This is a genomic window from Paenisporosarcina sp. FSL H8-0542 (assembly GCF_038632915.1).
GTDB lineage: Bacteria > Bacillota > Bacilli > Bacillales_A > Planococcaceae > Paenisporosarcina.
Genome location: NZ_CP152050.1, coordinates 1493710 through 1518132 on the forward strand (window position 1 = coordinate 1493710; position 24423 = coordinate 1518132).

At 37.9% G+C, this 24423-nt stretch carries 27 protein-coding genes and 1 pseudogene; 21 read left to right on the plus strand and 7 right to left on the minus strand.

Features of this window, described 5'->3' with window-relative positions; all coding sequences use genetic code 11:
* Positions 1–26 precede the first annotated feature (26 nt).
* Positions 27–266 carry a hypothetical protein gene (locus MHH33_RS07935; RefSeq protein ID WP_016426916.1) on the minus strand — a complete coding sequence of 80 codons (240 nt, stop codon included), beginning with the start codon at positions 264–266 and terminating at the stop codon, positions 27–29.
* A 103-nt stretch (positions 267–369) separates the two neighbouring features.
* Here MHH33_RS07935 and MHH33_RS07940 point away from each other — a divergent pair, with 103 nt between their 5' ends.
* Genes MHH33_RS07940 through MHH33_RS07950 form a run of 3 tightly spaced genes read left to right on the plus strand, consistent with a single transcriptional unit; the run spans position 370 to position 2413 of the window.
* On the plus strand, positions 370–1143 hold the full coding sequence (locus MHH33_RS07940) for an ABC transporter ATP-binding protein (protein WP_342543473.1): 774 nt from the start codon (positions 370–372) through the stop codon (positions 1141–1143).
* Positions 1140–2006, plus strand: coding sequence for a metal ABC transporter permease (locus tag MHH33_RS07945; RefSeq protein WP_342543474.1), 867 nt, complete (start codon positions 1140–1142; stop codon positions 2004–2006). The genes MHH33_RS07940 and MHH33_RS07945 overlap by 4 nt, the downstream gene beginning before the upstream one ends.
* A complete protein-coding gene (locus MHH33_RS07950) occupies positions 2003–2413 on the plus strand; it encodes a Fur family transcriptional regulator (protein WP_016426919.1) in 411 nt (136 codons plus the stop codon). The genes MHH33_RS07945 and MHH33_RS07950 overlap by 4 nt, the downstream gene beginning before the upstream one ends.
* Before the next feature lie 30 nt (positions 2414–2443).
* Here the strand turns inward: MHH33_RS07950 and MHH33_RS07955 are convergent, their stop codons facing one another.
* The 4 genes from MHH33_RS07955 to MHH33_RS07970 form a co-directional block, all read right to left on the minus strand.
* Positions 2444–3022 carry a hypothetical protein gene (locus tag MHH33_RS07955; RefSeq protein WP_016426920.1) on the minus strand — a complete coding sequence of 193 codons (579 nt, stop codon included), beginning with the start codon at positions 3020–3022 and terminating at the stop codon, positions 2444–2446.
* A 14-nt stretch (positions 3023–3036) separates the two neighbouring features.
* On the minus strand, positions 3037–4143 hold the full coding sequence (gene ispG / locus MHH33_RS07960) for a flavodoxin-dependent (E)-4-hydroxy-3-methylbut-2-enyl-diphosphate synthase (protein WP_016426921.1): 1107 nt from the start codon (positions 4141–4143) through the stop codon (positions 3037–3039).
* A 95-nt stretch (positions 4144–4238) separates the two neighbouring features.
* Positions 4239–4571, minus strand: a complete 333-nt coding sequence (locus MHH33_RS07965) for a hypothetical protein (protein ID WP_016426922.1) — start codon at positions 4569–4571, stop codon at positions 4239–4241.
* A gap of 52 nt (positions 4572–4623) precedes the next feature.
* Positions 4624–5112 (minus strand): DUF1189 family protein, encoded by a 489-nt coding sequence (locus tag MHH33_RS07970; protein ID WP_036659642.1) that lies wholly within the window; start codon positions 5110–5112, stop codon positions 4624–4626.
* Between the two features lie 203 nt (positions 5113–5315).
* On the opposite strand from MHH33_RS07970, the gene MHH33_RS07975 reads away from it, so the two are divergent.
* From MHH33_RS07975 to MHH33_RS08040, 14 genes are all read left to right on the plus strand, one after another.
* Positions 5316–6947 carry a Na/Pi cotransporter family protein gene (locus tag MHH33_RS07975; protein ID WP_342543475.1) on the plus strand — a complete coding sequence of 544 codons (1632 nt, stop codon included), beginning with the start codon at positions 5316–5318 and terminating at the stop codon, positions 6945–6947.
* An 80-nt stretch (positions 6948–7027) separates the two neighbouring features.
* Positions 7028–7507: a DUF456 family protein gene (locus MHH33_RS07980; RefSeq protein WP_342543476.1), complete on the plus strand. Its 480-nt coding sequence runs from the start codon at positions 7028–7030 to the stop codon at positions 7505–7507.
* Between the two features lie 119 nt (positions 7508–7626).
* Entirely contained in the window at positions 7627–8235 is a 609-nt protein-coding gene (locus MHH33_RS07985) for a superoxide dismutase (protein ID WP_342543477.1), read from the plus strand.
* 231 nt (positions 8236–8466) lie between these two features.
* On the plus strand, positions 8467–10668 hold the full coding sequence (locus tag MHH33_RS07990) for a penicillin-binding protein 2 (RefSeq protein WP_342543478.1): 2202 nt from the start codon (positions 8467–8469) through the stop codon (positions 10666–10668).
* 150 nt (positions 10669–10818) lie between these two features.
* Positions 10819–11754, plus strand: coding sequence for a PstS family phosphate ABC transporter substrate-binding protein (locus MHH33_RS07995; RefSeq protein WP_342543479.1), 936 nt, complete (start codon positions 10819–10821; stop codon positions 11752–11754).
* A gap of 231 nt (positions 11755–11985) precedes the next feature.
* Positions 11986–12933, plus strand: coding sequence for a phosphate ABC transporter permease subunit PstC (gene pstC, locus MHH33_RS08000; RefSeq protein WP_342543480.1), 948 nt, complete (start codon positions 11986–11988; stop codon positions 12931–12933).
* Position 12934: 1 nt separating this feature from the next.
* Positions 12935–13813, plus strand: coding sequence for a phosphate ABC transporter permease PstA (pstA, locus tag MHH33_RS08005; protein ID WP_016426930.1), 879 nt, complete (start codon positions 12935–12937; stop codon positions 13811–13813).
* A gap of 27 nt (positions 13814–13840) precedes the next feature.
* Positions 13841–14665, plus strand: a complete 825-nt coding sequence (gene pstB, locus MHH33_RS08010) for a phosphate ABC transporter ATP-binding protein PstB (protein ID WP_016426931.1) — start codon at positions 13841–13843, stop codon at positions 14663–14665.
* A gap of 19 nt (positions 14666–14684) precedes the next feature.
* Positions 14685–15344 (plus strand): phosphate signaling complex protein PhoU, encoded by a 660-nt coding sequence (gene phoU, locus MHH33_RS08015; protein WP_016426932.1) that lies wholly within the window; start codon positions 14685–14687, stop codon positions 15342–15344.
* Between the two features lie 160 nt (positions 15345–15504).
* Positions 15505–15654, plus strand: coding sequence for a 50S ribosomal protein L33 (gene rpmG / locus MHH33_RS08020; RefSeq protein ID WP_016426933.1), 150 nt, complete (start codon positions 15505–15507; stop codon positions 15652–15654).
* Between the two features lie 55 nt (positions 15655–15709).
* Positions 15710–16282 (plus strand): 5-formyltetrahydrofolate cyclo-ligase, encoded by a 573-nt coding sequence (locus tag MHH33_RS08025; protein WP_342543481.1) that lies wholly within the window; start codon positions 15710–15712, stop codon positions 16280–16282.
* Positions 16283–16286: 4 nt separating this feature from the next.
* Entirely contained in the window at positions 16287–16493 is a 207-nt protein-coding gene (locus tag MHH33_RS08030) for a YqgQ family protein (protein WP_342543482.1), read from the plus strand.
* A 407-nt stretch (positions 16494–16900) separates the two neighbouring features.
* Positions 16901–18802, plus strand: coding sequence for an LTA synthase family protein (locus MHH33_RS08035; protein WP_342543483.1), 1902 nt, complete (start codon positions 16901–16903; stop codon positions 18800–18802).
* A 116-nt stretch (positions 18803–18918) separates the two neighbouring features.
* On the plus strand, positions 18919–20022 hold the full coding sequence (locus MHH33_RS08040) for a hypothetical protein (protein WP_342543484.1): 1104 nt from the start codon (positions 18919–18921) through the stop codon (positions 20020–20022).
* A 199-nt stretch (positions 20023–20221) separates the two neighbouring features.
* Here the strand turns inward: MHH33_RS08040 and MHH33_RS08045 are convergent, their stop codons facing one another.
* Positions 20222–20401, minus strand: a complete 180-nt coding sequence (locus tag MHH33_RS08045; RefSeq protein ID WP_016426938.1) for a DUF2759 domain-containing protein — start codon at positions 20399–20401, stop codon at positions 20222–20224.
* A gap of 162 nt (positions 20402–20563) precedes the next feature.
* On the opposite strand from MHH33_RS08045, the gene MHH33_RS08050 reads away from it, so the two are divergent.
* Positions 20564–21202, plus strand: a complete 639-nt coding sequence (locus MHH33_RS08050) for an MBL fold metallo-hydrolase (protein WP_342543485.1) — start codon at positions 20564–20566, stop codon at positions 21200–21202.
* Between the two features lie 103 nt (positions 21203–21305).
* Here MHH33_RS08050 and MHH33_RS08055 read toward each other — a convergent pair whose 3' ends face one another.
* Positions 21306–21548 (minus strand): DUF2626 domain-containing protein, encoded by a 243-nt coding sequence (locus tag MHH33_RS08055; RefSeq protein ID WP_016426940.1) that lies wholly within the window; start codon positions 21546–21548, stop codon positions 21306–21308.
* A 250-nt stretch (positions 21549–21798) separates the two neighbouring features.
* On the opposite strand from MHH33_RS08055, the pseudogene MHH33_RS08060 reads away from it, so the two are divergent.
* The 3 genes and pseudogenes from MHH33_RS08060 (at position 21799) to comGB (ending at position 24416) form a co-directional block, all read left to right on the plus strand.
* Positions 21799–22121 (plus strand): annotated as a pseudogene (locus tag MHH33_RS08060) (Spx/MgsR family RNA polymerase-binding regulatory protein).
* 218 nt (positions 22122–22339) lie between these two features.
* Complete coding sequence (gene comGA / locus MHH33_RS08065; RefSeq protein ID WP_342543486.1) at positions 22340–23383, plus strand: competence type IV pilus ATPase ComGA; 1044 nt, start codon at positions 22340–22342, stop codon at positions 23381–23383.
* Complete coding sequence (comGB, locus tag MHH33_RS08070) at positions 23352–24416, plus strand: competence type IV pilus assembly protein ComGB (protein ID WP_342543487.1); 1065 nt, start codon at positions 23352–23354, stop codon at positions 24414–24416. The genes comGA and comGB overlap by 32 nt, the downstream gene beginning before the upstream one ends.
* The last annotated feature ends 7 nt before the right edge of the window (positions 24417–24423 follow it).

Sequence of the window (24423 nt, forward strand, 5' to 3'; positions counted from 1 at the left end):
GCTAGAGTCTCTTTTTTGTCGATTGATTATAGTCCAAAATGTGTGAAAAGCTTTTTGGTGCGTGTTTTTCCTAATATCCCTTGAAGTTGTTTATGAACATGCGCTGGTGGCCCAAACAATAACCATTGAAGTGAGGCTTTGTCAAAGATAGGGCGGACTAATTTCACTTCTTCTACCGTCAGGGTAACGGGAAGTATACTGGTCATTTTGGCAATCTCATCATCCGGTTTATCTTTTATTGCTTGAACAAGTTCCCAAATATCCATTAATTCATCCTTTCAAGATAATAGAGTTTACTTCTTGTCATTTCTTCGATATACTAATGCATTGTAAATCGTAATGATTATGAATTAGAAAGAGGCGAGCTTGATGAAAACGCCATTAGATATCAACATACAAAATGTGTCATTTCAATATGATCAAACTGTTGTATTGAAGAACATTTCTCTACAAGTAAAGCAAGGGGACTTCCTCGCAGTACTGGGACCTAACGGATCAGGGAAGTCGACATTGTTAAAAATTATATTAGGATTGCTGAAGCCCACCTCCGGGACCGTTGAGTTATTTGGACAGAAGAGTCAGGATTTTAAACATAGAGAATGGATTGGCTATGTCTCTCAAAAATCAAATGCTTTCAATACAGGCTTTCCAGCGACAGTGTTTGAAGTGGTTGCGAGCGGTCTCGTGAAAAAATCAGGACTCTTTAAAAAATACCCAAAAGACGTAAAGCAACGAGTGGAAAATGCTCTACTTTCTGTAGGGATGGTGGAGTTTATGAACCAATCCATAGGGGAGTTATCTGGTGGTCAGCAACAACGAGTGTTTATCGCTCGTGCACTTGTTGCCGAACCAAAATGCCTGATACTGGACGAACCAACCGTCGGGATAGATCATCAGCATGTGCAATCGTTTTATAATATGCTTGCGGAATTGAATCGTGAACAACAAATAACACTCATTCTTGTGACTCATGATGTCGATACTGTTTCAAGCAATATCAGTCACGTGGCATGTTTGAATCAGACGATTCATTTCCACGGCTTAGAAAATGATTTCAACCAATTAAGCGACGAAGACCGTCAAGCCTGGTATGGGCACTCAGTTCGTAAAATTCACCACGTGAAAAGTGAGGGAACTCGATGATATCAGCACTGATTAACTATGAATTTTTACAAAATGCGTTTGCATCAGGAATCATCATAGGCTTGATTGCGCCACTTCTTGGCGTGTTCATCGTCGTTAGGAGACTATCGCTTATTGCAGATGCTCTCAGTCACGTAACTTTAGCAGGAATTGCAGGAAGTTTGTATTTATCTCAAACCACCGCCTTTTTCGCTCTTTTGAACCCATTATATTTGGGTATTGTTGCAGCTGTTACAGGCTCAGTATTGATTGAAAGATTGCGTCGTTTATATAAACACTATGAGGAACTTGCAATCCCAATCATTATGTCTGCTGGTATCGGGTTCAGTGCCATTTTTATTTCATTGGCCAATGGATTTAGTTCCGATTTATTCGGTTATTTGTTTGGCTCTGTATCGGCGGTCAGTCGACAAGATTTATGGATAGTTCTGATCATTGCTTTGATTGTCGTCGTATTTTTGTTGATGTTTTATAAGGAATTATTTTTATTATCATTCGACGAGGAATATGCAAAAGCTTCAGGTCTTCCAGCGAAATGGGTTCACTTATTGTTTATGGTTGTTACAGCGCTCGTCATTGCTGCGAGCATGCGGATTGTGGGAATTCTCCTTGTATCATCTTTGATGACCTTACCTGTTGCAGCAAGCATGCGTCTTGCTAAAGGTTTTAAACAAGCTATCCTGTATGCCGTTTTGTTTGGCGAAGCTGCAGTGATTATTGGTCTTGTGATTGCATTTTATTTAAATATCGCACCAGGTGGAACAATCGTTGTGACATCCATCTCCATATTACTGCTTGTATTAATCGGTAAAAAGATATGGTTGGGTGTCGTCACGAAAAATGAAAGGGGTCGTCTCGTATGAATATTACGAAGGCATGGGACCTATTAAAAGAAAATGGTTATAAAAAAACAGATAAGCGAGAACAAATATTGAATTTATTTAAAGACAATGAACGATATTTGACTGCCCGTGACTTGTTGGACGTGATGAAGAAAGATTATCCTGGCATGAGCTATGACACAATCTATCGAAATTTAAGTACTTTTGTGGAGTTAGGAATTTTAGAAGAAACCGAACTGTCAGGTGAACGCCATTTCAGAATGCAGTGTGAAACGGATCATCACCATCATCATTTCATTTGCATGACTTGTAGCAAAATCAAGGAAGTCCATATATGCCCAATGGATCTGCTACAGGAAACACTGCCGGCTTATCAGATTGAAAATCATAAGTTCGAAATCTACGGTAAATGTCCAGAGTGTCAGTAAACTATATATAAAAAGCGTGAGGCCTAGGCCTCACGCTTTTTGTTTAAGAAATGTATGTTGGATCCAGCTGTCTGCTTCAAGCCAGTTATTCACGCGAATCACGCCATTTGGAACAGGTTGTTGATTATACGGCGTATTGAACAATAACACAGGAATGTTCAACTCTTCGGCGATGCCAACTGCATTGTCATGTTTATCTTCAAAAAACACATCAATTTCAAAATTTCTTGCCGTTTGAATCTTATCATGTGTCCCAATCAGTTCGATATGATCGTACTCAAGATTTTGTTCAATAAACCATTGCAAGGTGACGTCGCGAACATTGTGACCACGTGCCGATATGAAATACAACTCGTGCTGTTTCTTCCATGCAGTTAATATTGCGTGTGCATCCACTTGAATAGGGGATGTCGCATAAATTTCAGGTTCTGCTTGCTTGAACCATTTATAAAAATCTTCCGTTGTAACAGGAAAAGCTTTCGTTAAATCGTATTCTTTAATATCATCCAGTACCAAGTTACATTCAAAAGCTTTATTGATATGGGGCAGTAAAGAAGTCGGGCATGTGACCGTACCATCTATATCGATGCCAAATCGGTAGTTAGACATATGCTAAAACTCCTTTACGCGTTTAATTTTTCTTTTTCCTGTTTGTCGAAGTATTCTTGTGCAATCTTATCGATTTCCACTTTCAATTCTTCTACCATAGTTGCTTCTGGCACTTTACGGACTGTTTTTCCTTTCATGAACAACAATCCTTCGCCACGAGCACCTGCAATGCCGATATCGGCTTCACGGGCTTCCCCTGGTCCATTTACCGCACAACCAAGAACAGCGACCTTAATCGGTGCTTTAATAGTGGAAATGTATTCTTCCACTTCATTCGCAATGGAAATCAAGTCGATTTCAATTCGACCGCAAGTTGGGCATGAAATCAATGTTGCTGCATTTGATGAAAGTCCAAACACTTTTAATAACTCACGTGCAACTTTTATCTCTTCGACTGGATCTGCACTCAAAGACACTCGTAATGTGTTACCGATTCCGTGGCTTAATAGTGCACCAAGTCCGGCAGCACTCTTGATTGATCCGTTGACTAAAGTACCTGATTCCGTAATCCCAAGGTGGAGCGGGTAATCGAATGCTTGTGAAGCTTTCACATAAGCTTCAATTGCCAAACTCACATCAGAAGCTTTTAAAGATACGATAATATCATGGAAATCCAAGTCTTCTAGAATTTTGATATGATGCAGTGCACTTTCAACCATACCGTCGGCAGTAGGATAGCCATACTTCTCGATGATTTTGCGTTCAAGTGATCCAGCATTTACACCAATACGGATTGGAATGCCTTTCGCTTTAGCTGCATTAACAACAGCTTCCACTTTTTCACGTCGACCAATGTTACCCGGATTGATACGGATTTTATCCGCGCCATTTTCAATGGCTTTCAATGCTAATTTATAATCAAAATGAATATCCACAACAAGTGGAATATGAATACGTTTTTTAATTTCAGCAATAGCATCAGCAGCACGGTCGTCCGGACATGCAACGCGAACAATTTGACATCCCGCTTCTTCCAGACGCAGAATTTCTGCAACTGTTGCTTCAACATCATGTGTTTTTGTTGTGGTCATACTTTGTATGAATAGTTCATTACTGCCACCAATTGTAATTTCGCCGACACGAACCGGTCGAGTTTTGGAACGGTGAATAATTTCACTCATGAAAATTCTCTCCTTTTCGGGCTCATAGCCTTCACTATTCTTTATTTTAGCAGTCATGAAAAGGATATGACAAGGAAGAAACGTTACTTGGAAAATTATGAGCAAGATAATGGCATGTCTTTGTAAATTGGAACCTTTATTATTTCTCCTGCTTGCAATGCTTGGTTTCGCAAATGAGGATTTTCTTTATAGAAAGCTTCCAACCGTTCGGGGAAGCTCACCCATACTTCTGAAGGGTACACGCCAAACAATGACAATACGGTATCTCCTTCGAGAGCTTGAACAGGAAACACATCATAGTCTTCTTGTTGAACGCAATCAGGTTCTGTCTTTGTAAAAGCAGCCAGAGAGATTGTGCCATCGAGTAAATCTACTTTAATAATATAAGAAAGCAATAATATTGAGATTGCTAGTCCAATAATGCGCATAAAAAAATCCCCCTTTGTACAACAACTTATGCTGAACAAAGAAGGAATATACTTATTTTTTGGGATAATATTTTAGGGCAAGCACTAAATAGATTACACATACGATTGAAGTGCTGATGGTAATCCATCCGTCTGAAAGGTTTGTAAATAAGAAAGCAATTGATAGCACAGTTGGTACGGTATAGGCAAATGCTGTGGTGCGCCAAACATGCCGGTAATCTCCTCGGCGTTTCCAAACTTTCAAGATCATCATTCCGACGAAAGCCATTATACTGATTCGGACAAACAATAATAGAGTGGACATGATAAATTGAGTAATAAAGGCAAAGGGATACAGAATCCATTCCATGTCTTCTACATAATCTATCAAACCAACTATAGAAGAAGAGTCATCTACCAATCCAGACGTAAATTGTATGAACGAAAGGATAGACAGTATGGTGACAAATAAAAACACATATAAAAGGACTTTGCCTATGGGCAGAAGCCGGAAAGCGGCAATTTTTTTCGGGCTGGTTATGGAAGCTAAGAATAGTTGCATGATTGACAAGAAAATCACTCCTTATAAGCTATCATACTACTTTCCATAGATAGATTTTAAGAATTATTTGTACAAATTACGTACAAAGCTGCCCTGATTGTTATGTTCTTGTAAATATTTAATGAAGTTCTTTACAATCATTTGTCGAATTCTTCATAATGGGGACTGTTGATAATTGTACATACAGGGGTTGAAATTGAATCGTGGAACTTAATTGGCAAGAAATGATGTTTCAATTCATTGGAGGTCTAGGGATCTTCTTGTTCTCTATCAAATACATGGGTGACGGCCTGCAAAAAGCAGCAGGTGATCGATTACGTGATATATTAGATCGATTTACGACGAACCCATTCATGGGTGTTTTAGTCGGGATTGCGGTTACAGTTTTAATTCAATCCAGTTCAGGTACGACTGTCATAACCGTAGGTCTTGTCAGTGCTGGATTTATGACGTTAAAACAAGCAATCGGTGTCATCATGGGAGCCAATATAGGTACAACAGTCACTGCTTTTATTATAGGGTTTGATGTGGGAGAATACGCTATGCCCGTTATGGCAATTGGTGCTTTCCTGATTTTCTTTTTCAAGAAAAGCCAGATTCAAAATTTGGGAGAAGTTATTTTCGGTTTTGGTGGTTTGTTTTTAGGAATGGAATTAATGAGCGGGGGAATGAAACCTCTTAGTGAATTGCCAGCATTTATCGATTTAACCGTCAATATGAGAGAACATTCCATTCTAGGCGTAATTGTCGGAACGGTATTTACATTAATCGTTCAAAGTTCAAGTGCAACAGTCGGAATTCTTCAAGGTTTGTATTCAGAAGGGGTTTTAAATCTGGATGCGTCACTACCGGTTCTCTTCGGAGATAATATCGGAACAACCATTACAGCTGTATTCGCATCAATAGGTGCTTCGATTGCAGCTCGACGCGCAGCAGCTACACACGTTTTATTTAACGTGGTAGGTACAATTATTTTTATGATGATTTTAGAACCTTTCACTATGTATGTTGAATGGTTGTCTGGCGTTTTAGATATAGGAGAAAAAATGCAAATTGCTTTTGCACATGGTACGTTCAATGTAGCCAACACCATTATTCAATTTCCATTCATCGGTGCATGGGCATACCTTGTAACGAAATTAATTCCGGGCGAAGAAGTAACGATAGAATATAAACCGAAGCATTTAGATCCACACTTTATCGAGACAGCTCCTTCCATTGCTATCGGACAAGCGAAAGAAGAAATTTTGCGTATGGGTCGCTTCAGTGTTCAAGGATTGCAGGAGTCCTTTGACTATTTGAAAACACATAATAAAAAACATGCAGAAACGGGTTACCAACTAGAAGATGCCATTAATAATCTGGATAACAAAATCACGGATTATTTAGTGAAAATTTCAGCTGAATCTATTTCCAAAGCAGACTCTACTCGACATATTATGTTAATGGAAACCGTTCGTGATATCGAACGGGTTGGTGATCATTTTGATAACATTATTGAGTTGATAGACTACCAGGAAGTTAATCGTCTTAAGTTAACGGACGATGCGATTAAAGATTTGACAGAAATGTTCACATTAACGATAGGAACTGTTGAAAAAGCATTGGAAGCATTGGACACAAACAGCCTTGGATTGGCCCGTGAAGTAGCGGAGCAGGAAGATTTAATTGATAAAATGGAACGTAAATTCCGTAAAAAGCATATTTTACGTCTAAATGAAGGCATATGTTCACCTCAAGCGGGGATGATCTTTGTGGATATTGTTAGTAATCTGGAACGAATCGGTGATCACGCTGTCAACATTGCGGAGGCAGTATTAGGTAAGAGAGCATAAAATGACATCTCCTCTGGTGCTTTACATCTTGCGAAATGTAAGGCACGATTAAGAGGAGATTTTTTTATTGGAGGGAAATAATGGAAATTGTTGGCTGGGGACTTATCATTATTAGTTTTGTTATTGGATTCATTGGACTCGTCTACCCAATCATTCCATCTGTAATTTTTATAGTTGGTGGATTTTTATTGTATGGGGTGTTTTTCTCGTTCGCTGAACTCCCTTGGTGGTTCTGGTTAATTGAAGTATTATTTGTCATTTTACTTTTTGGAGCCGATATGATGGCAAATGCATTCGGCGTGAAAAAATATGGTGGGAGTAAAGCCGGTATATGGGGGAGTACAATTGGGTTATTATTAGGACCTATTGTTTTGCCGTTTGCAGGAATTATTCTAGGGCCTTTTTTAGGAGCGATTATTGCCGAGCTCCTTTTTGCTCGCACATCCATCAAACAAGCAATTAAAACTGGGTTTGGATCAGTAATTGGGTTCCTGACTTCGGTTATTACAAAGGGTATCGTGCAGATCGTCATGATTGTCATTTTCTTTTGGGTTGTCTGATATTCAGTCGAAAGACTGAATTCACAAAATTGCATTGATAATATTTGAACGAGAGAACTTATTTTGATACGCTATTAAATGTAAAAACTAATTAGAGATCCTTTAGGAGGAAATGACACATGGCTTACGAATTACCACAACTCCCTTACGCGTATGACGCACTAGAACCACATATTGACAAAGAAACAATGAATATTCACCACACGAAACACCATAACGCATATGTAACAAATCTTAACAACGCTCTTGCTGGTCACGATGACCTTCTTAGCAAATCAGTTGAAGAATTGATTGCAAACCTTGATGCTGTTCCTGAATCTGCTCGTGCTGCAGTTCGTAACAACGGTGGCGGTCATGCCAACCATTCATTGTTCTGGGAATTATTATCTCCTAACGGTGGTGGAAACCCATCGGGCGCATTAGCTGAAGCAATTGATGCGAAATTTGGTGGCTTTGATGCATTCAAAGAAGAGTTTGCTAAAGCAGCAACAACTCGCTTCGGTTCTGGCTGGGCTTGGTTATCAGTTAAAAACGGAGAATTAGAATTAACTTCTACACCAAACCAGGACTCTCCGATTATGGAAGGTTCTACACCTATTCTTGGTTTAGATGTTTGGGAGCACGCGTATTACCTAAACTATCAAAACCGTCGTCCTGACTACATTGGCGCTTTCTGGAATGTAGTAAACTGGGATGAAGTATCAAAACGATACGAATCTGCTAAATAATAAGAAAAGCGTAAAGCGCTATGTAGCCTGACACCGGCTCTGGAATGACCGATTCGAAAGCTTACTTTCGGAAGAGGGTCTGAAGCTTAGGTGCGAGCTGGCGCTTGAAGCTTGACAAATTATCGATAAATGAAACATAACACACACTCATTTCGTTAAATGAGTGTGTGTTTTTTTGCGCAAAATGATATACTACTTTACAGTTAGAAAGCTAGAAGGAGGACTGCGGCAGTGCGCAAAACATCAAAAAAGAGAGCGGCAAGTGCAAAGGCAAAACACCTCGCAAATGTCGCATTTCGAATGAATATCCTCTTTTTCTCCATCTTTTTGTTATTCTCTATCCTCATTTTACGCCTCGGATATTTACAGATTGTCAAAGGAGAAGATTTCGTCCGTGAACTGAAAAGAACGGAAGAGGTACCTGTTAATACAAGTGTTCCAAGAGGAAGAATATATGATAGTGCAGGGCGTATTTTAGTAGATAATGAACCTAAAAATGCAATTACGTATACTAAATTGCAAACGACCAAACAAGAGGAAATGTTAACTATTGCTGAACAGTTGGCAAAGTTAATCGAGAAAGAGACAGACAGTGTGACCTTGCGGGATAAACAGGATTATTGGATTCAACTACATAAAGAAGAAGCTTATGAAAAAGTATCCAAGAAAGAAGAAAACAAATTGTTGGCGGACGAAACACTTTCGTCAGCGGATTTGCAGAAACAAATCGACAAATTGGTAAGAGAGCGGATTACAGAAAAAGAACTTGCCACTATAACTGATCAGCAACTTGAAGTTCTGGCTATATATCGCGAAATGGCATCGGGGTATGCATTATCACCACAAATCATTAAAAGTGAAAATGTGACACCTGAAGAATTTGCACGTGTTTCTGAGCGATTGACAGAAATGGTAGGAGTCAATACCACGACCGATTGGGTTCGAGTTCCTAAATCACCACTTGCTATTTTAGGTCGTACCACATCCCCGAAAGAAGGGATTCCAAGGTCCCAACTGGACTATTACATCTCGCGTGATTACACGAGAAATGACCGGGTAGGTCGCAGTTATATTGAACAGCAGTATGAAGATATCCTACAAGGTCAGAAAACCGTTGTGAAAAATATTACTGACGGAAAAGGTACAGTAACCGAAACGGAAACAGTCTTTGAAGGTCAACCTGGAAAAGATCTAGTGTTAACAATCGATAGCGAGTTTCAAGCGAAAGTTGAAAGTTTAGTAGAAACGAAAATCTTGGAACTGAAAAAGAAAAATGGTTCAAACTTATTGGACCGTGCCTTTGTTGTTGTAATGGATCCTTATACAGGTGAAGTAATATCAATGGTAGGAAAACAACTTGGGAAAGATGAGAACGGTAAACAGGTAGTCAATGATTATGCATATGGAACGTTCACTACTTCCTATGAAATAGGCTCAGTCATTAAACCGGCAACAATTCTCACCGGTTACGACCAAGGTGTTCTTGAAATGGGCGAAGTTCTGGTGGATGAACCGATTAGAATTAAAGGTACAAAGCCGAAAAGTTCGATTTTCAATCGTTCTTCAAGAATTCCCATGAATGACCTGCAGGCACTTGAAAGGTCTTCGAACGTTTATATGTTTAAAATTGGTTTCCGTTTAGCCAATGCCATTTATCGACCTGATCAACCCATCAATATTGATGAGGCTGCATTTGGTACGCTACGTAATTCCTATGCACAATTCGGCTTAGGTGTTCCAACAGGGATTGACTTACCTGGCGAAGCTACCGGTTTTAAGGGGGAAGAATTGAAGGCAGGGAAACTGCTGGATTTAACGATCGGTCAATTTGATACTTATACTCCTTTACAAATGGCGCAATATGTATCCACGATTGCCAACGGTGGAAGTCGTATTCAACCACATGTTGTGAAAGAAATCAGAAATCCTTCATCTGACGGCATAACGATGGGTTCACTTGTCACAGAAATAGGCCCGACCGTAATGAATCGTATTCACAATACGCAAAGTCAAATAGAACATATCAAAAAAGGGATGAACCGTGTTTACTACGGCGATCACGGCTCTGCGAGATCATATTTTGGGGATGCACCATTCCAGGCTGCCGGGAAAACCGGAACTGCCCAAGTAGTTTATTATGGGCCGAAAAAAGATTACTGGGGAGACAATACAATCAACTCCACACACATCGGTTTTGCACCATTTGATAATCCTGAAATCGCTTATGCCGTCATGATTCCATGGGCGCCATATCATAATGGCGTGTATGAAAGTACGGGAACGATTCTTGCCCGTGAAGTCGTCGATGCTTATTTTGCGATACAAAAAGAAAATGGGAAAACTGTAGAAAACGAATCATCAACACTGAAAACTATCAAACCAGCATTTACAGATACTAAAATAGAAGAAGATACCGAAAAATCAGTTGAATAATATATAAAAAAAAGACCATGATAACTTCAATATCATGGTCTTTTTTTGTTTACAATTTCTTTACATTCAGTTTATATGTCCTCAACATAGAACGTTTAAAGTATTGTTTGTAAGGGAAAACAACAACCAACCTTAGGGGGAACTAGACAGATGAAAAACTTGAAATTCGTTATGATGTCAACAATGATTGGCTCGGCACTTTTACTTGGTGCATGTGGTAATGGAGATAAAGAAGGAAACGGAGAAGCGACAGAACAACTGTCTGGCTCAGTTTCTGGTGATGGTTCATCTACAGTTGCTCCGATTACGGAAGCATTAGTTGAAGAATATCGACTTGTTCAACCAGACGTTAAAGTAACTGCTGGTGTATCTGGAACAGGTGGCGGTTTTGAAAAATTCATTGCCGGAGAAACTGATTTCTCAAATGCTTCACGTCCAATTAAAGAAGAAGAGTCGGCTAAGCTTGAAGAAGCCGGTATTGATTTTACTGAATTAGAAGTTGCATATGACGGTTTATCAATCGTTGTAAATAAAGAAAACGATTGGGCTAAAGATTTAACAGTAGAAGATCTTAAAAAATTATGGGTAGAAGATGGGACAACAAAAAAATGGTCTGATATTAATCCTGAATGGCCAGATGAAGAAGTTGTTTTCTACTCACCAGGAACTGATTCTGGTACATTTGACTACTTCAATGAAGTCATTCTTGAAGATGCAGATATCGTAAAATCAGCAACACTTTCTGAAGATGACAATGTCTTAGTACAAGGTGTAAAAGGAGACAAAAATGCAATTGGATTCTTTGGCTATGCTTACTACCTTGCTAATAAAGATTCAATGAACGTTGTAACTATTGATGGAGTTGAACCAACTAACGAAACAATCGAGACTGGTGAATATCAACCACTTTCACGTCCATTGTTTGTTTATGTTAAAAACTCTTCAGTAAAAGACAATGAAGCAGTATATGATTTCATGAAGTATACGATTGAAAATTCTGGGGATATGGCTGAAGCTGTCGGTTATGTAAGATCTCCTGAAGAAACTTATAAAGAAGATCTTAAAGCTTTAGAAGCACTAAAATAAAGTTTTAATAGAAGTAAAAAGTAAGTTTTGCAATAAGCGGTTAAGAAGGAGTAGCACTGGTGCTACTCTCTTCTCATGTTAATTGATAAGAAAGCTGAAGAGACAGTTGATAAGTCAACGTGTGAGCGCCAAATCGCACGTAAGCGAGCCAACTATTGAGCCTGTTCTTCCGGTTAAACCGAATGCCAGGGTTTCGCATTTTCACTTTTCTTACGTATAGGGGGATTTCAAATGGCTTCAAATGAACAAGCTTCCAAATTATCTGTCCAACAGATGATTGCAAAGCAAAAAGGTAAGAAAGGGAAAAAGTGGATAGAAAAATCAATTCCAGTTATTCTTTTCATAATTGCCTCAATTTCAGTATTAACTACGTTTGGTATTGTATTCACTTTGCTTTTTGAAACGTTTGAGTTCTTTAAGCGCGTTCCTTTCCTTGATTTTATTTTCGGTAAAGAATGGTTGCCTTTCTCAAATAACGAACCACTCTTTGGAATTTTGCCGTTAGTTGCGGGGACTCTTAAAGTCACACTGATCGCTGTCGTGGTTGCGGTGCCATTCGGCTTAGCATCAGCTGTTTATTTAAGTGAATATGCAAGTGACAATATACGTCGGGTAATCAAGCCAGTTCTTGAAGTATTGGCAGGAGTTCCTACAATTGTTTATGGTTTTTTTGCTTTAACTTTCGTCACACCTTTACTGCAACAATTTATACCTGAACTGAAGATTTTTAATGCAATAAGTCCTGGTATTGTAGTGGGAATTATGATTTTGCCCATGATTGCATCTCTTTCAGAAGACGCCATGTCTTCAGTACCGAACTCTATTCGTGAAGGGGCGTTAGCCCTGGGAGCAACAAAACTTGAAGTGGCTATCAAAGTTGTATTACCTGCAGCCTTATCAGGTATTATGGCTTCAATCGTTCTTGCTGTGTCACGTGCTATCGGAGAAACTATGATTGTTTCTTTGGCAGGAGGGTCAACACCAAGATTCGATTTGGATATGACAGACTCGATTCAAACAATGACTGCTTATATTGTACAAGTTTCAACCGGTGATGCTGGATATGGAACGACCATCTATTATTCGATTTACGCAGTCGGATTTACTTTATTCCTCTTCACTCTTCTCATGAACTGGTTAGCTCATGCGATTTCAAAACGCTTTAGGGAGGAATATTAAGATGAAATATATCGATCATACATCCGTGGTTAAACGAATGAGTGGCAGGATGATTGTTAATAAAATATTTAAAACCATATTTTTCATGGCCACACTATTTGCTTTGTTATCGCTGGCAGTACTCTTTTATCGTATTGTGAGTCAAGGTGTGGGGTATTTAACTCCTGAATTCTTTACAAACTTTGGTTCGCGGTTCCCTGAAAAAGCAGGGATTAAAGCGGCATTGGTTGGATCGCTTTGGATGATGGCTGTTGTTGCACCAGTATCCTTGATTTTAGGTGTGGGTTCAGCAATTTACCTAGAAGAGTATGCTAAGAAAAATAAGATCACACAATTCATTCGCATGAATATCGCGAACTTAGCAGGCGTACCATCTGTTGTGTTTGGTTTACTCGGTTTAACGATTTTTGTACGAGCATTAGCTTTAGGTAATAGTGTTCTGGCTGCCGGATTTACGATGAGTTTGCTCATTCTGCCTGTTATTATCGTAGCTTCACAGGAATCCATTCGTTCAGTGCCGAATCATTTACGAGAAGCTTCTTATGGAATGGGAGCAACCAAGTGGCAAACCATTGTCAAAGTTGTCTTGCCTTCAGCGATTCCGGGTATCTTAACCGGTGGAATTTTAGCTTTATCCAGAGCAATTGGCGAAACAGCTCCACTTGTAGTAATTGGTATACCAGTTATTATTCAATTCTTGCCAGAAAATTTACTTAGTCAATTTACTGCAATGCCAATGCAGATCTTTGACTGGGCAAAACGTCCACAGGAAGCATTTCAACATGTAGCTTCAGCAGGAATAATCGTCTTAATGATTTTCTTGTTACTGATGAATTCAATTGCTGTGTTCATTCGAAATAAATTCCAAAAACGTTATTAAGCCGATTCGGCACGGGAGGGTTTCAAAATGGTTCAACTGAATGTAAACAAACAAAATACAACAAGCTCAACAAGCACTAAACCAGAAACGATAGATAGAAACATTGTATATGATACGCGTCAATTAAATTTATGGTATGGCGAGCACCACGCATTGAAGAACATCGATTTAGCAATCAAAGAAAATGAAGTGACTGCAATTATCGGACCTTCAGGTTGTGGGAAATCGACATATATCAAGACATTGAACCGTATGGTTGAATTAGTACCTTCGGTAAAGACTTCTGGAGAAATCATTTACAGAGATCGAAATATTTTCGATGCCGATTACGGGGTCGAAGAGTTGCGAACAAAAGTGGGGATGGTTTTTCAAAAACCAAATCCATTCCCAAAGTCAATTTATGACAATATCGCCTATGGTCCGCGTATACATGGTATTAAAAACAAAAAAACCCTGGATGAAATCGTCGAGCAAAGTCTTCGCGGAGCAGCTATCTGGGATGAAGTGAAAGACCGATTGAACGAAAATGCATACGGTCTTTCGGGTGGACAACAACAGCGTATTTGTATTGCACGTGCTCTTGCAATTGAACCAGATGTGATTTTAATGGATGAGCCAACTTCTGCTCTTGATCCGATATCTACGCTTAAAGTGGAAGAACTTGTACAGGAATTGAAAAAAAACTATTCCATCATCATTGTCACGCACAATATGCAACAAGCTGCACGGATTTCAGATCAAACTGCCTTCTTCCTAAATGGAGAAGTCATCGAGTTTGATAAGACTGACACAATTTTTTCTACACCTTCTGACAAACGTACAGAAGATTACATTTCAGGACGCTTTGGATGATCTAGAAGGAGGAATTTGAATGGTAGTAAGAGAAAAATTCGAACACGAGCTAAGAGGTGTTCAGGAGCAATTTTTAATGCTTAGCAATTTAGCCATTTCTACGTTAAATAAATCAATTGATGCATTATTAAGCCACGATGTCGATGTAGCCCTATCAATCATTGAAAATGACAAGCATATTAATCGTTTGGAAGAAGAAATTAATGACCGTGTCATTTTATTGTTGGCAAAACAGCAACCTGTTGCTACGGATCTGCGTAGATTGATTGTATTATTGAAAGCTGCCCATGATATGGAACGAGTTGGAGATTATGCTGTCAATATTGCAAAAGAAAATATTCGTATTGGTAAAGCCGATTTCGTTTCACCAATCAAGAATATCGAAGAGATGCGGTCTAAAACCATTACAATGCTAACGGAAGTAATGAAAGCATTTATCGAAGAAAATATTGAAGATGCACGTAAGATTGCTGAGCTTGATGATCAAGTGGATAATTTGTATGGTCAAACCATTCAACAACTTTTAAAAGTGGGCGCTGAAAATCCGCAAATGTTAAGTCAAGTTACGCAACTGTCATTTGTATGCCGTTATTTGGAACGATCAGCCGATCATGCAACCAATATAGCGGAACAATTATTTTATTTGGTCAAAGGTCGTCATTACGAACTGAATAAATAAATGGACGGAGAAAGACACGTTTTGTCTTTCTCTTTCTATGTCGAGAAATATTTCACAGTTGGTAGTAGATTTTTCAATGAGGTATGATATAATAGGTTAGTCGTATAAATCATTGCTCATAAGATTTAAAAGATTCCTGATTAGAGTGGGAGGGATAATGATGCGCGTTAACATCACACTAGCTTGCACAGATTGCGGCGAGCGCAACTATATTTCTAAGAAAAACAAGCGTAACAACCCGGAACGTCTTGAAATGAAAAAATATTGCTCACGTGAAAAGAAAATGACTTTACACCGTGAAACAAAATAAAACCATTTAACCAAAACCTGCTCAGGTTTTGGTTTTTTTCATGGAGGGAATATTATTGGAAAAGTCCACAATTCGAAAAGCTATCTTAAACGATTTAAATAATTTATTACCAGAGGTACATGAAAACCATTCATGCATGATACATAGAAAAGTACTAATGGAAGAAACGGTCAAAACAGCACAAGTAATCGGTATCACATTATCTGCATTTCCTGAAGTAGATACATGGAAATTAATTGAAAAGTTTTGGCAACATGGTAAAAGAGTGGCCGTTCCGAAGTGTCATCCCGCCACAAGGGAAATGACTTTTTTTGAAATAACCTCCTTTAATCAACTTGAGGTAGTGTATATGAAACTAAAAGAACCGATTCCAGCCCTTACAACTAAACTGGATACGCCTCAAATTGATGTACACATTGTTCCGGGAGTCGTATTTGATCCAAAAGGATATCGTATTGGCTTTGGTGGAGGTTACTATGATCGTTATTTAAGCACATACACAGGATCAACAATCGCGATGGCTTTTGACAGACAGATTGTTGAACAAGTTCCTATCGAACAATTTGATTTACCAGTACAATGTATCTTGACCGAAACAAAACGGTTTGTATGTATGAAAACGGAGTGAAAGTATGAAATCAATTTATGATGTTCTTCAATATTTAAAACGCTATGGAACTTTTATCTACACATCAGACCGTCAGGCTGATTTAGTGTTAATGGAAGATGAAATTCGCGAATTGTATAACTCGCATATGATGGAAACGCAGGATTTTCAGATGGCTATTCTATTAATTCGGCAAGAACGGTCACGTTTAAATGACAAAAACATAAAATAAAATGAAAAGACAATCTGACGAAAGTGGTCAGGTTGTTTTTGTTTTTGGTAAAATATAGGGGTGGCTTGAAAAAAATTTACTTTTTTTTAACAAAAACGAAACTTTTATATGTTTCAGCCGTCTTATAAGGGGTAACTAGGTGAAGGAGCCATAGACATCTAACTATTTTACTCTTGAATTATTAACAGAAAGTTGCATGGTTGTAAAAAAAGGATTAAGATATACTAATGTTTCTTTCTTTCGTTGAATAAAATAGACTTGTTGCAATAAAGTCGCTCATACCGTTTGTTACGGGAAATTAAATAATTCATGTAGAGGTCAGTCGTTGCCATTCTTATAAATGGGATTGCACGATGACTTTTTGCTGAAAAATTCAAAGTTTGAAAGTGATAAGGAGGATGTTAGGAATGAAGAACATAAAAATACCTAAACATTCGATTTTGGCTCTAGCCATTTTAATGACTTGGATTAAAACCTATGTGGTATACCATACGAGTTTTGATATGAAAATTGAAAATGTCATGCAAGAAGTAATTTTGTTTATAAATCCATTAAGCTTTTTGCTTTTTGTGTATGGTATCTCATTATTCTTTAAATCCGTTAAAGCCAGAAATCGATATTTATTAATTACGAGTACAATATTAGCGGTGATTTTATACGCCAACGTCGCATTTTACCGTTTCTTTAGCGATTTCATCACACTTCCGGTATTGTTCCAGACGAGCAATTTCGGAGACTTAGGTGCATCTGCAGCCGAAAGTATTTACTTCACGGATATATTCTACTTTGTTGATGTTGCGTTATTATTTGCGGCAATTAAATGGTTGCCGAAAGTGACAGAAGTTGCAATTGTAAGACCAGCTATCCGTAGAGCATATTTTGTGTTGGCAGCAGCAGTTTTATTCCTGAACTTAGGATTAGCAGAAACTGAGCGTCCACAATTGTTAACTAGAAGTTTTGACCGTGAATTATTAGTGAAAAATATCGGAATGTATAATTATCATATATACGATGTTTATATTCAATCGAAATCTCATGCACAGCGAGCATTAGCTGATGGCAGCGAACTAGTAGAAGTCAATAACTATGTACGATCAAATCAAGCAGAACCTAATTACGAAGTATTTGGTACTGCTGAAGGCAAAAACTTAATTGTTGTTTCACTTGAATCACTTCAAAATTTTGTAGTGAATGAAGAAATGAACGGTGAAGTTATTACACCTTTCTTGAATGAATTAACGAAAGACAAAGATACGTATTACTTCCCGAATTTCTACCATCAAACAGGATTAGGAAAAACTTCCGATTCTGAATTCGTGGTAGAGAACAGCCTTTACCCATTAGGTGGAGGAGCAGTGTTCTTTACGAATAGTGGGAACACTTACAATTCAATGGCCGAATCATTAAATGAAAAAGGTTATTTCACAAATGTCATGCATGCGAATAACAAGAGTTTCTGGAATCGTGACATTATGTATAATGCCTTGAATGTTGAAAAATTCTATGATGTGGAAAGTTACGATATTGCTGAAGGCGATTCAGTTAACTGGGGAATGAAAGATATACCTTTCTTCGAACAATCAGTTAATCATATGGCTGAAATGGAACAACCTTTCTACTCACGATTGATTACATTGACGAATCATTATCCTTTCCATTTGGAAGAGAAAGATCAATTTATTCCTGAATACAATTCAAATTCAGGAACATTGAATCGTTACTTCCAGACAGTACGTTACATGGATGAATCAGTGAAATCTTTATTTGAAGACTTGAAAGCTAAAGGGTTATACGAGGATTCAATCATTGTCATGTACGGTGACCACTATGGTATTTCTGAAAACCATAATGAAGCGATGGCACAATATTTAGGAAAAGAAATTACACCTTTTGAAACTGCTCAATTACAACGGGTACCAATGTTCATTCATATTCCTGGATCAAACCAGGGTAAAGTTGTTGAAGAAGTTGCTGGTCAAATCGACATTCGTCCAACTATTCTACATTTATTGGGTGTAGACACAAGTAAAGATATGCAAATGGGTGCAGATATCTTTTCTAAAGACCATGAAGAATTTGTTGTATTCCGTGATGGCCGCTTTGTTACTGATAAAGTGGTTTATGCAGGAAATGTATGTTACGACAAGGAAACTGGTTTAGAAACAGAGGCTAAAGCTTGTGCACCTTACATTGAACGGGCGGCAGAAGAACTTGGATACTCAGATCAAATCATCAATGGGGATTTGCTTCGTTTTTACGATGAAAAAACAGGCAACCTGCTAATTGATGAGACTGCTGAACGTAAATAATGTATTCTGTTAAAAACGTCAAAAAGTGTAGAATCACTTTTTGACGTTTTTTTTATTTATTGAAACACATATCGATTCAATACGTACTACTTGTATATAGGAAAGGGGGGGTGGTGATGAGACGAAGCGTTCGATACTACAGTATATTTCTTTTGCTTCTTTTAACAAGTTGCCAGCAGAATGACTCAGAACCTTTCTTGCCAGAAAAATCAATTTCCCCTGAACAAGAACAACCAAATAAAGAAGATACTATTTTACCTTTATCAGAGCTGAACGGAAATTTTGATAGCGTGATTGGCTGGCTTTCTGACGAAGAGATTCTCTATATAACAAGACAACAATCAGACTATCAAATTAATTCCTATCATATTGAAACCGGGGCTAACAAAATAATCTTTACTATTTCAGAACCTATCATTGAAGCGAGGATTCATCCGAACTTGTCTAAAATAGCTATTGTAACATCCAGTAATTCATTGAGCGCGTCCATACATTTTTATTCGTTGGCAGGTCAGGAATTGGACAAGTTAACGATCGAATCATCCGAATTGTATTGGGACTGGCATCCAACTCAAGCTGATGAAATTTTTTTTAGTGCATTTTATGAAGACTGGACGTATGATTCTTTTGTCTATTCAAGCAGAACGAAAGAAATGAAACGCTTTGAAACAAATGATCCATTTGGTATATGGGGAAAAGAATCCTCTATATACACTATTAATTGGCCAGAAAACGATTCATTAAGTGGTGGAACATTACGTGAAGTGAATACCGTGACGATGAAGGAAGCAGAGTCGGACGCTACCAATATTATTCACGTGTCGGCTACAGATGATGTTGAAGTACGAGTAAGTATTTCAGATGATCAGCAAAAGTTTTTGTACACACTGATACGGTATCAGGATGGGAAATCTAAAACGTTCGAGTTGCCGTCCATAAGTAATTACTCGCAATGGTTTGTTCCAGAAATAGAATGGCTTAGTGATGGAACTATGTTGACATATGAAGCGTCTCAATCAGGTTTAATGGATGATATCCCATCAGACTTTGATCTTGTCCAATTGTCTATTACTGAGCCTATGAAAACAATCTTGAAAGGACCTTATGAATCCTTTTCGTGCAATCCATCTGGCCAATATTGTTTAACAGGAGTTCAATTAGAAAATTTGCTAAAAGTTAAAAGTGGTGAAACATTGCCTTGGATTACATTGCAGGAATAATAAATATAGTGCCCATGTGCCACTTTTAATCGATAATTTAATTGGAACTAAATATTTTTAAGATCAGTTAAAGAAAACTGTGATGATTGAATAAAAATTGAGAGAATACTTTGCGCCTACGATAAGTAACCGAATAGTTTATCTGAGACATAATATAAAAAAAGCTGACGTTCGTGTGAACGTCAGCTTTTTTATGGTATTAGTGTAATGCTGGTGGAAATCCGTGTTCTAAAATCGTCATCACTGTGAACCATCCAAAAATTGCAAAAGTTCCTACGTTGAAGACTAATCCTAAAAGGTTTTTCTCTTTAAATGCTTGGTAAGAACCAATTGCACCAAAGATAGCAACCAGGCCAAAAATAACCATTAATAAGTTCATTATAGACACTCCTTTTGACATCAGAAAATGAATGCCGAGTACAAGTTTTCTACCTTATTATAAGTTTTTAAATATGATTTGTCGAGGATTAAAAAGTGTCGGATATATGAACTGCGAGAATGCCGACAGAGTTTCTGCTACAATAATCTTGAGGTGATTGACATGTTAAATATACGTACGTTCCCACTAGGTCCATTGCAGACCAATTGCTATGTGGTAACCAATAAAGAAAAACAATGTTTGATCTTTGATCCAGGTGAACAAGGAGATGCTTTAATTAAAGAATTGCGGAGATTACAGGTAAAACCTTTAGCAATTATTTTAACGCATGCTCATTTCGATCATATTGGAGCTGTCGATGTAGTACGTGATGCGTTTAATGTTCAAGTCTATATACATCAGGCAGAAAAAAATTGGCTTTCTGATTCGACTAAAAATGGTTCAGCACGCTTTCGCGAATTGCCTTTAGTGGAAGGGAGACCAGCAGATGTATTGATTAATGCAGATGGTAAGTTGGAAATCGGACCGTTTTCATGTCAGATGTTCCATACGCCTGGCCATTCACCTGGAAGCATTTCCTATTGGTTTGAAGAAGACGGTTTCGCAATTGTTGGCGATACATTGTTCCAAGGCAGCATAGGGAGAACGGATCTTCCTTATGGTAACCATAAAGAGTTAATTAATTCTATTCACAATAAGCTGCTTACTTTACCAGAAGAAACAATCTGCTATCCTGGACATGGTAATCCTACGACTCCTGCAGAAGAAATGGGCAATAATCCGTTTCTTAATGGATTTTGACAAAGAGGAAAGTGTCCATAGTTAAATAACCGGTTTTTATGGAGACCAAAAACCCAAACAAAAAAGACAGTCATATGAAATGACTGTCTTTTTATAATCTTGATCAGTGTCCAGCGCCAGGTACGTAAATAAATGTCGTATAGTAAGTGAAGCCAGCAAAAAACACCGTTAAATATGCTCCGAAGATGTAAATGTACATACGCTCTGAAAGGTTTAAGAAACCTAAAAGAATAAATAAACCTGTGTTTGCTAGAAATAATAATGATGCCTGATACATATCACCTAAATAAAACATAACTGCGAAAATCCCTGTCCAGAAACCCATCACTTTATACATATTGTTCATGAGTAGTCCCCTCCTTTTACAACTATACAGTAATCACTACCTCATTATAGATGATTCGGTTCCTAGATGTAAACTCTTGAATGTCTTTAGAATGTGACAGAACAGTGGAAGTTGTGAATTCTTACTTGAAAAAAGACAAAAAAATTTTCTGTTCAGTTAAGTATGTCCAAATATAATCGACATTAAATGTTTTTAAAGATGTTTCTGATGTTAGTTGAAAACGTTTTAAAATCTGTAAAAAACAAATGAAATGGGAATTGGAGGAATTCTAAGGGTTGATTTAACATTCTATACGTATCCATCATTTACCTCTTGTCGAAAAACGAAAATATGGTTAATCTCTAACCAGATTAGATTCGAAGAAAGACATATATTCCGTCAAACGCCAACTGTTGAAAAACTCTCTTTTCATTTGTCACTGACAACGGAAGGTCTTGATGAAATTCTGGCTACCTGCAGTCAATCATTTAAAGACTTGATTCTGAATATCGATGGCTTGCAATATCAAAAGTGTTTGAATTGATGGTAGATAATCCAGAGTTATTGAGAAGACCGATTTTGACAGATGGCTAGAAATTAGTGGTAGGGTATCAACCGGAACATTTGGGTTCCTTTTGCGGCAAAAGTAAATTATTCCACGCATTATAAGTAGCAAAATATAAATTTCCTGCCTTAAAAGGTGAGAAATTTTTATTTTGCTGAAAAATATATATTTTTTATGCTTATGACTTTATAATGTCGAGAACAGGGTATGAGCGGTCCTAACCTGTTTTGGGTGAATGGTCTTATACATGAATGAATTACAGAATATTATTGAACAGAAAAGTGAAGATTTGATCAATCGAGCAGTATTAGCACGGGCTTCTGATATTCATTTAATTCCTACATCAGGAGGGTATACAATTTATTTTCGCTTACACATAAAATTGGTCCCAGCAGGTAAGCTTCACCTGGACATCGGGGATCGTATGATTTCTTACTTCAAGTTTTTATCCTCTCTTGACATCAGTGAAAAACGAAAACCTCAAAGTGGTTCATTCCAACAAATCTTCAATACACAAGAATGTTCTTTCCGCGTTTCGACTTTACCATCTGTTCAAAATAAAGAAAGTCTTGTAATTAGAATTCAATTGCATGATGATTCTAAACCATTACAAGAACTTGCTCTTTATCGTGATGCAGCTAAATTACTGCATGACTTAATGATGTCCCGTCAAGGTTTGATATGCATCACCGGACCAACTGGCTGTGGGAAAACGACAACTATGTACTCACTTACAAGTTATAGTACGCATCAATTGAATCGGCATGTAATTTCCCTGGAAGACCCGGTGGAAAACAGTCAATCCCACTTGCTTCAAATACAAGTGAACGAACGTTCTGGAATTTCCTATGCTTCAGGTTTGAAAGCGATATTACGCCATTCGCCAGATGTCATAATGATTGGAGAAATTCGTGATTCAGAAACAGCCCAAGCAGCTGTTCAAGCATCTTTAACAGGACATCTAGTTATTACGACTGTCCATGCTAAGAATCCGATTGGATGTCTATATCGATTAATGGATTTGGGGATTCCGATTGATGACTTACAACAATCTATTCTTGGAATTACAAGCCAACAACTAGTAATCACTTCATATGATAGGGAAGGTGATCGAGTAACGCCGAACCGCTCTTCTTTGTATGAAATTCTGTATGGTCAAACTCTTGAAGAAGCAATCCATATGATAAAAATAGGTGGATCTTTTAACATGCCACAAAAGTATACGCTTTCCAATCAGTACGAGCGAGGAGTGAAACTGGGTGTCATTAAAGTTTCTCCCGTCACGTATTGAAGTACGAGATTGTCAAATACCCAGGAAAAAACAAGCCCAGTTTTTAAACAGACTCTCTACGCTCTTGTCTGAAGGATACACATTTTACGATTCTTTGGTAATGCTGTTGCCTCACCATGTAAAAGCAAGTGAAGAAGCACACAACAAACTTGCGGCCAACTTGAAAAATGGAGATGGAGTCACCACGTTATTGATGACATTAGGAATTCCCAAGAGTTATTTATTATCTATCCAAATGGCGGAATCCCATGGAAAATTACAGAAAGCGCTACTTTGTCTTCATACGCACATTGCTATGCTGGATCGGGCAAAAGCGAGCCTTAAAAAAGTGGTCATGTATCCTGTATTTTTATTTTGTATGCTGGCAGGTTTGTTTTTGGCATTTCGTACTTATTTTTTACCAAACATGCAGTTGCTTGCAAATTCCAGACAGAATACTGCATCTTCGAACACGATGAGTTGGACAAGCTTATTGCTGCATTTGCCAGATGTGTTAGTCACTGTCTGTCTGTTGGTCTTTATCATGGTGTTTTTGTTTCGCTGGGGAATTCAACGGTATTCTTATGAACATCAATTATCCATCTTATTAAAAACACCCATCTTATCCAATTGGATGAAATTATTTTGGACGAAAAGTTTTTCACAGGAACTTGGGACATTATTAGCCAGTGGATTATCTTTGCAACATGCTTTGGATGTTTTGAAAAAACAAAATTTCCAACCTTATTTGCAAGTTATATCTACAAATATATACACATCCATTCTATTGGGAGATTCTTTGAAACAAGCAGTTCAGATAGCAGATTGTTTTATGGATGATTTTCCTACATACATTTCGCATGGAGAGGTAAGCGGACATTTAGACAGGGAGCTATTGATTTACAGTGATTTGCTGAATGAACAGACTGAAGAATCCTTGACGAAATCTTTGTCTTTTGTCCAACCTGTGTTATTTGGCGTATTAGCAATTTGTATTTTGGCTGCGTATTTATCCATTTTGTTGCCTGTTTATGGAATGATTGATTTTATTTAATAGGAGG

Coding starts and splice junctions, on each gene's coding strand:
- MHH33_RS07935 (WP_016426916.1), bottom strand. CDS start 266: ATGGATATTTGGGAACTTGTTCAAGCAATAAAAGATAAACCGGATGAT.
- MHH33_RS07940 (WP_342543473.1), top strand. CDS start 370: ATGAAAACGCCATTAGATATCAACATACAAAATGTGTCATTTCAATAT.
- MHH33_RS07945 (WP_342543474.1), top strand. CDS start 1,140: ATGATATCAGCACTGATTAACTATGAATTTTTACAAAATGCGTTTGCA.
- MHH33_RS07950 (WP_016426919.1), top strand. CDS start 2,003: ATGAATATTACGAAGGCATGGGACCTATTAAAAGAAAATGGTTATAAA.
- MHH33_RS07955 (WP_016426920.1), bottom strand. CDS start 3,022: ATGTCTAACTACCGATTTGGCATCGATATAGATGGTACGGTCACATGC.
- ispG (WP_016426921.1), bottom strand. CDS start 4,143: ATGAGTGAAATTATTCACCGTTCCAAAACTCGACCGGTTCGTGTCGGC.
- MHH33_RS07965 (WP_016426922.1), bottom strand. CDS start 4,571: ATGCGCATTATTGGACTAGCAATCTCAATATTATTGCTTTCTTATATT.
- MHH33_RS07970 (WP_036659642.1), bottom strand. CDS start 5,112: ATGCAACTATTCTTAGCTTCCATAACCAGCCCGAAAAAAATTGCCGCT.
- MHH33_RS07980 (WP_342543476.1), top strand. CDS start 7,028: ATGGAAATTGTTGGCTGGGGACTTATCATTATTAGTTTTGTTATTGGA.
- MHH33_RS07985 (WP_342543477.1), top strand. CDS start 7,627: ATGGCTTACGAATTACCACAACTCCCTTACGCGTATGACGCACTAGAA.
- MHH33_RS07995 (WP_342543479.1), top strand. CDS start 10,819: ATGAAAAACTTGAAATTCGTTATGATGTCAACAATGATTGGCTCGGCA.
- pstC (WP_342543480.1), top strand. CDS start 11,986: ATGGCTTCAAATGAACAAGCTTCCAAATTATCTGTCCAACAGATGATT.
- pstA (WP_016426930.1), top strand. CDS start 12,935: ATGAAATATATCGATCATACATCCGTGGTTAAACGAATGAGTGGCAGG.
- pstB (WP_016426931.1), top strand. CDS start 13,841: ATGGTTCAACTGAATGTAAACAAACAAAATACAACAAGCTCAACAAGC.
- phoU (WP_016426932.1), top strand. CDS start 14,685: ATGGTAGTAAGAGAAAAATTCGAACACGAGCTAAGAGGTGTTCAGGAG.
- rpmG (WP_016426933.1), top strand. CDS start 15,505: ATGCGCGTTAACATCACACTAGCTTGCACAGATTGCGGCGAGCGCAAC.
- MHH33_RS08030 (WP_342543482.1), top strand. CDS start 16,287: ATGAAATCAATTTATGATGTTCTTCAATATTTAAAACGCTATGGAACT.
- MHH33_RS08035 (WP_342543483.1), top strand. CDS start 16,901: ATGAAGAACATAAAAATACCTAAACATTCGATTTTGGCTCTAGCCATT.
- MHH33_RS08040 (WP_342543484.1), top strand. CDS start 18,919: ATGAGACGAAGCGTTCGATACTACAGTATATTTCTTTTGCTTCTTTTA.
- MHH33_RS08045 (WP_016426938.1), bottom strand. CDS start 20,401: ATGAACTTATTAATGGTTATTTTTGGCCTGGTTGCTATCTTTGGTGCA.
- MHH33_RS08050 (WP_342543485.1), top strand. CDS start 20,564: ATGTTAAATATACGTACGTTCCCACTAGGTCCATTGCAGACCAATTGC.
- MHH33_RS08055 (WP_016426940.1), bottom strand. CDS start 21,548: ATGAACAATATGTATAAAGTGATGGGTTTCTGGACAGGGATTTTCGCA.
- comGA (WP_342543486.1), top strand. CDS start 22,340: ATGAATGAATTACAGAATATTATTGAACAGAAAAGTGAAGATTTGATC.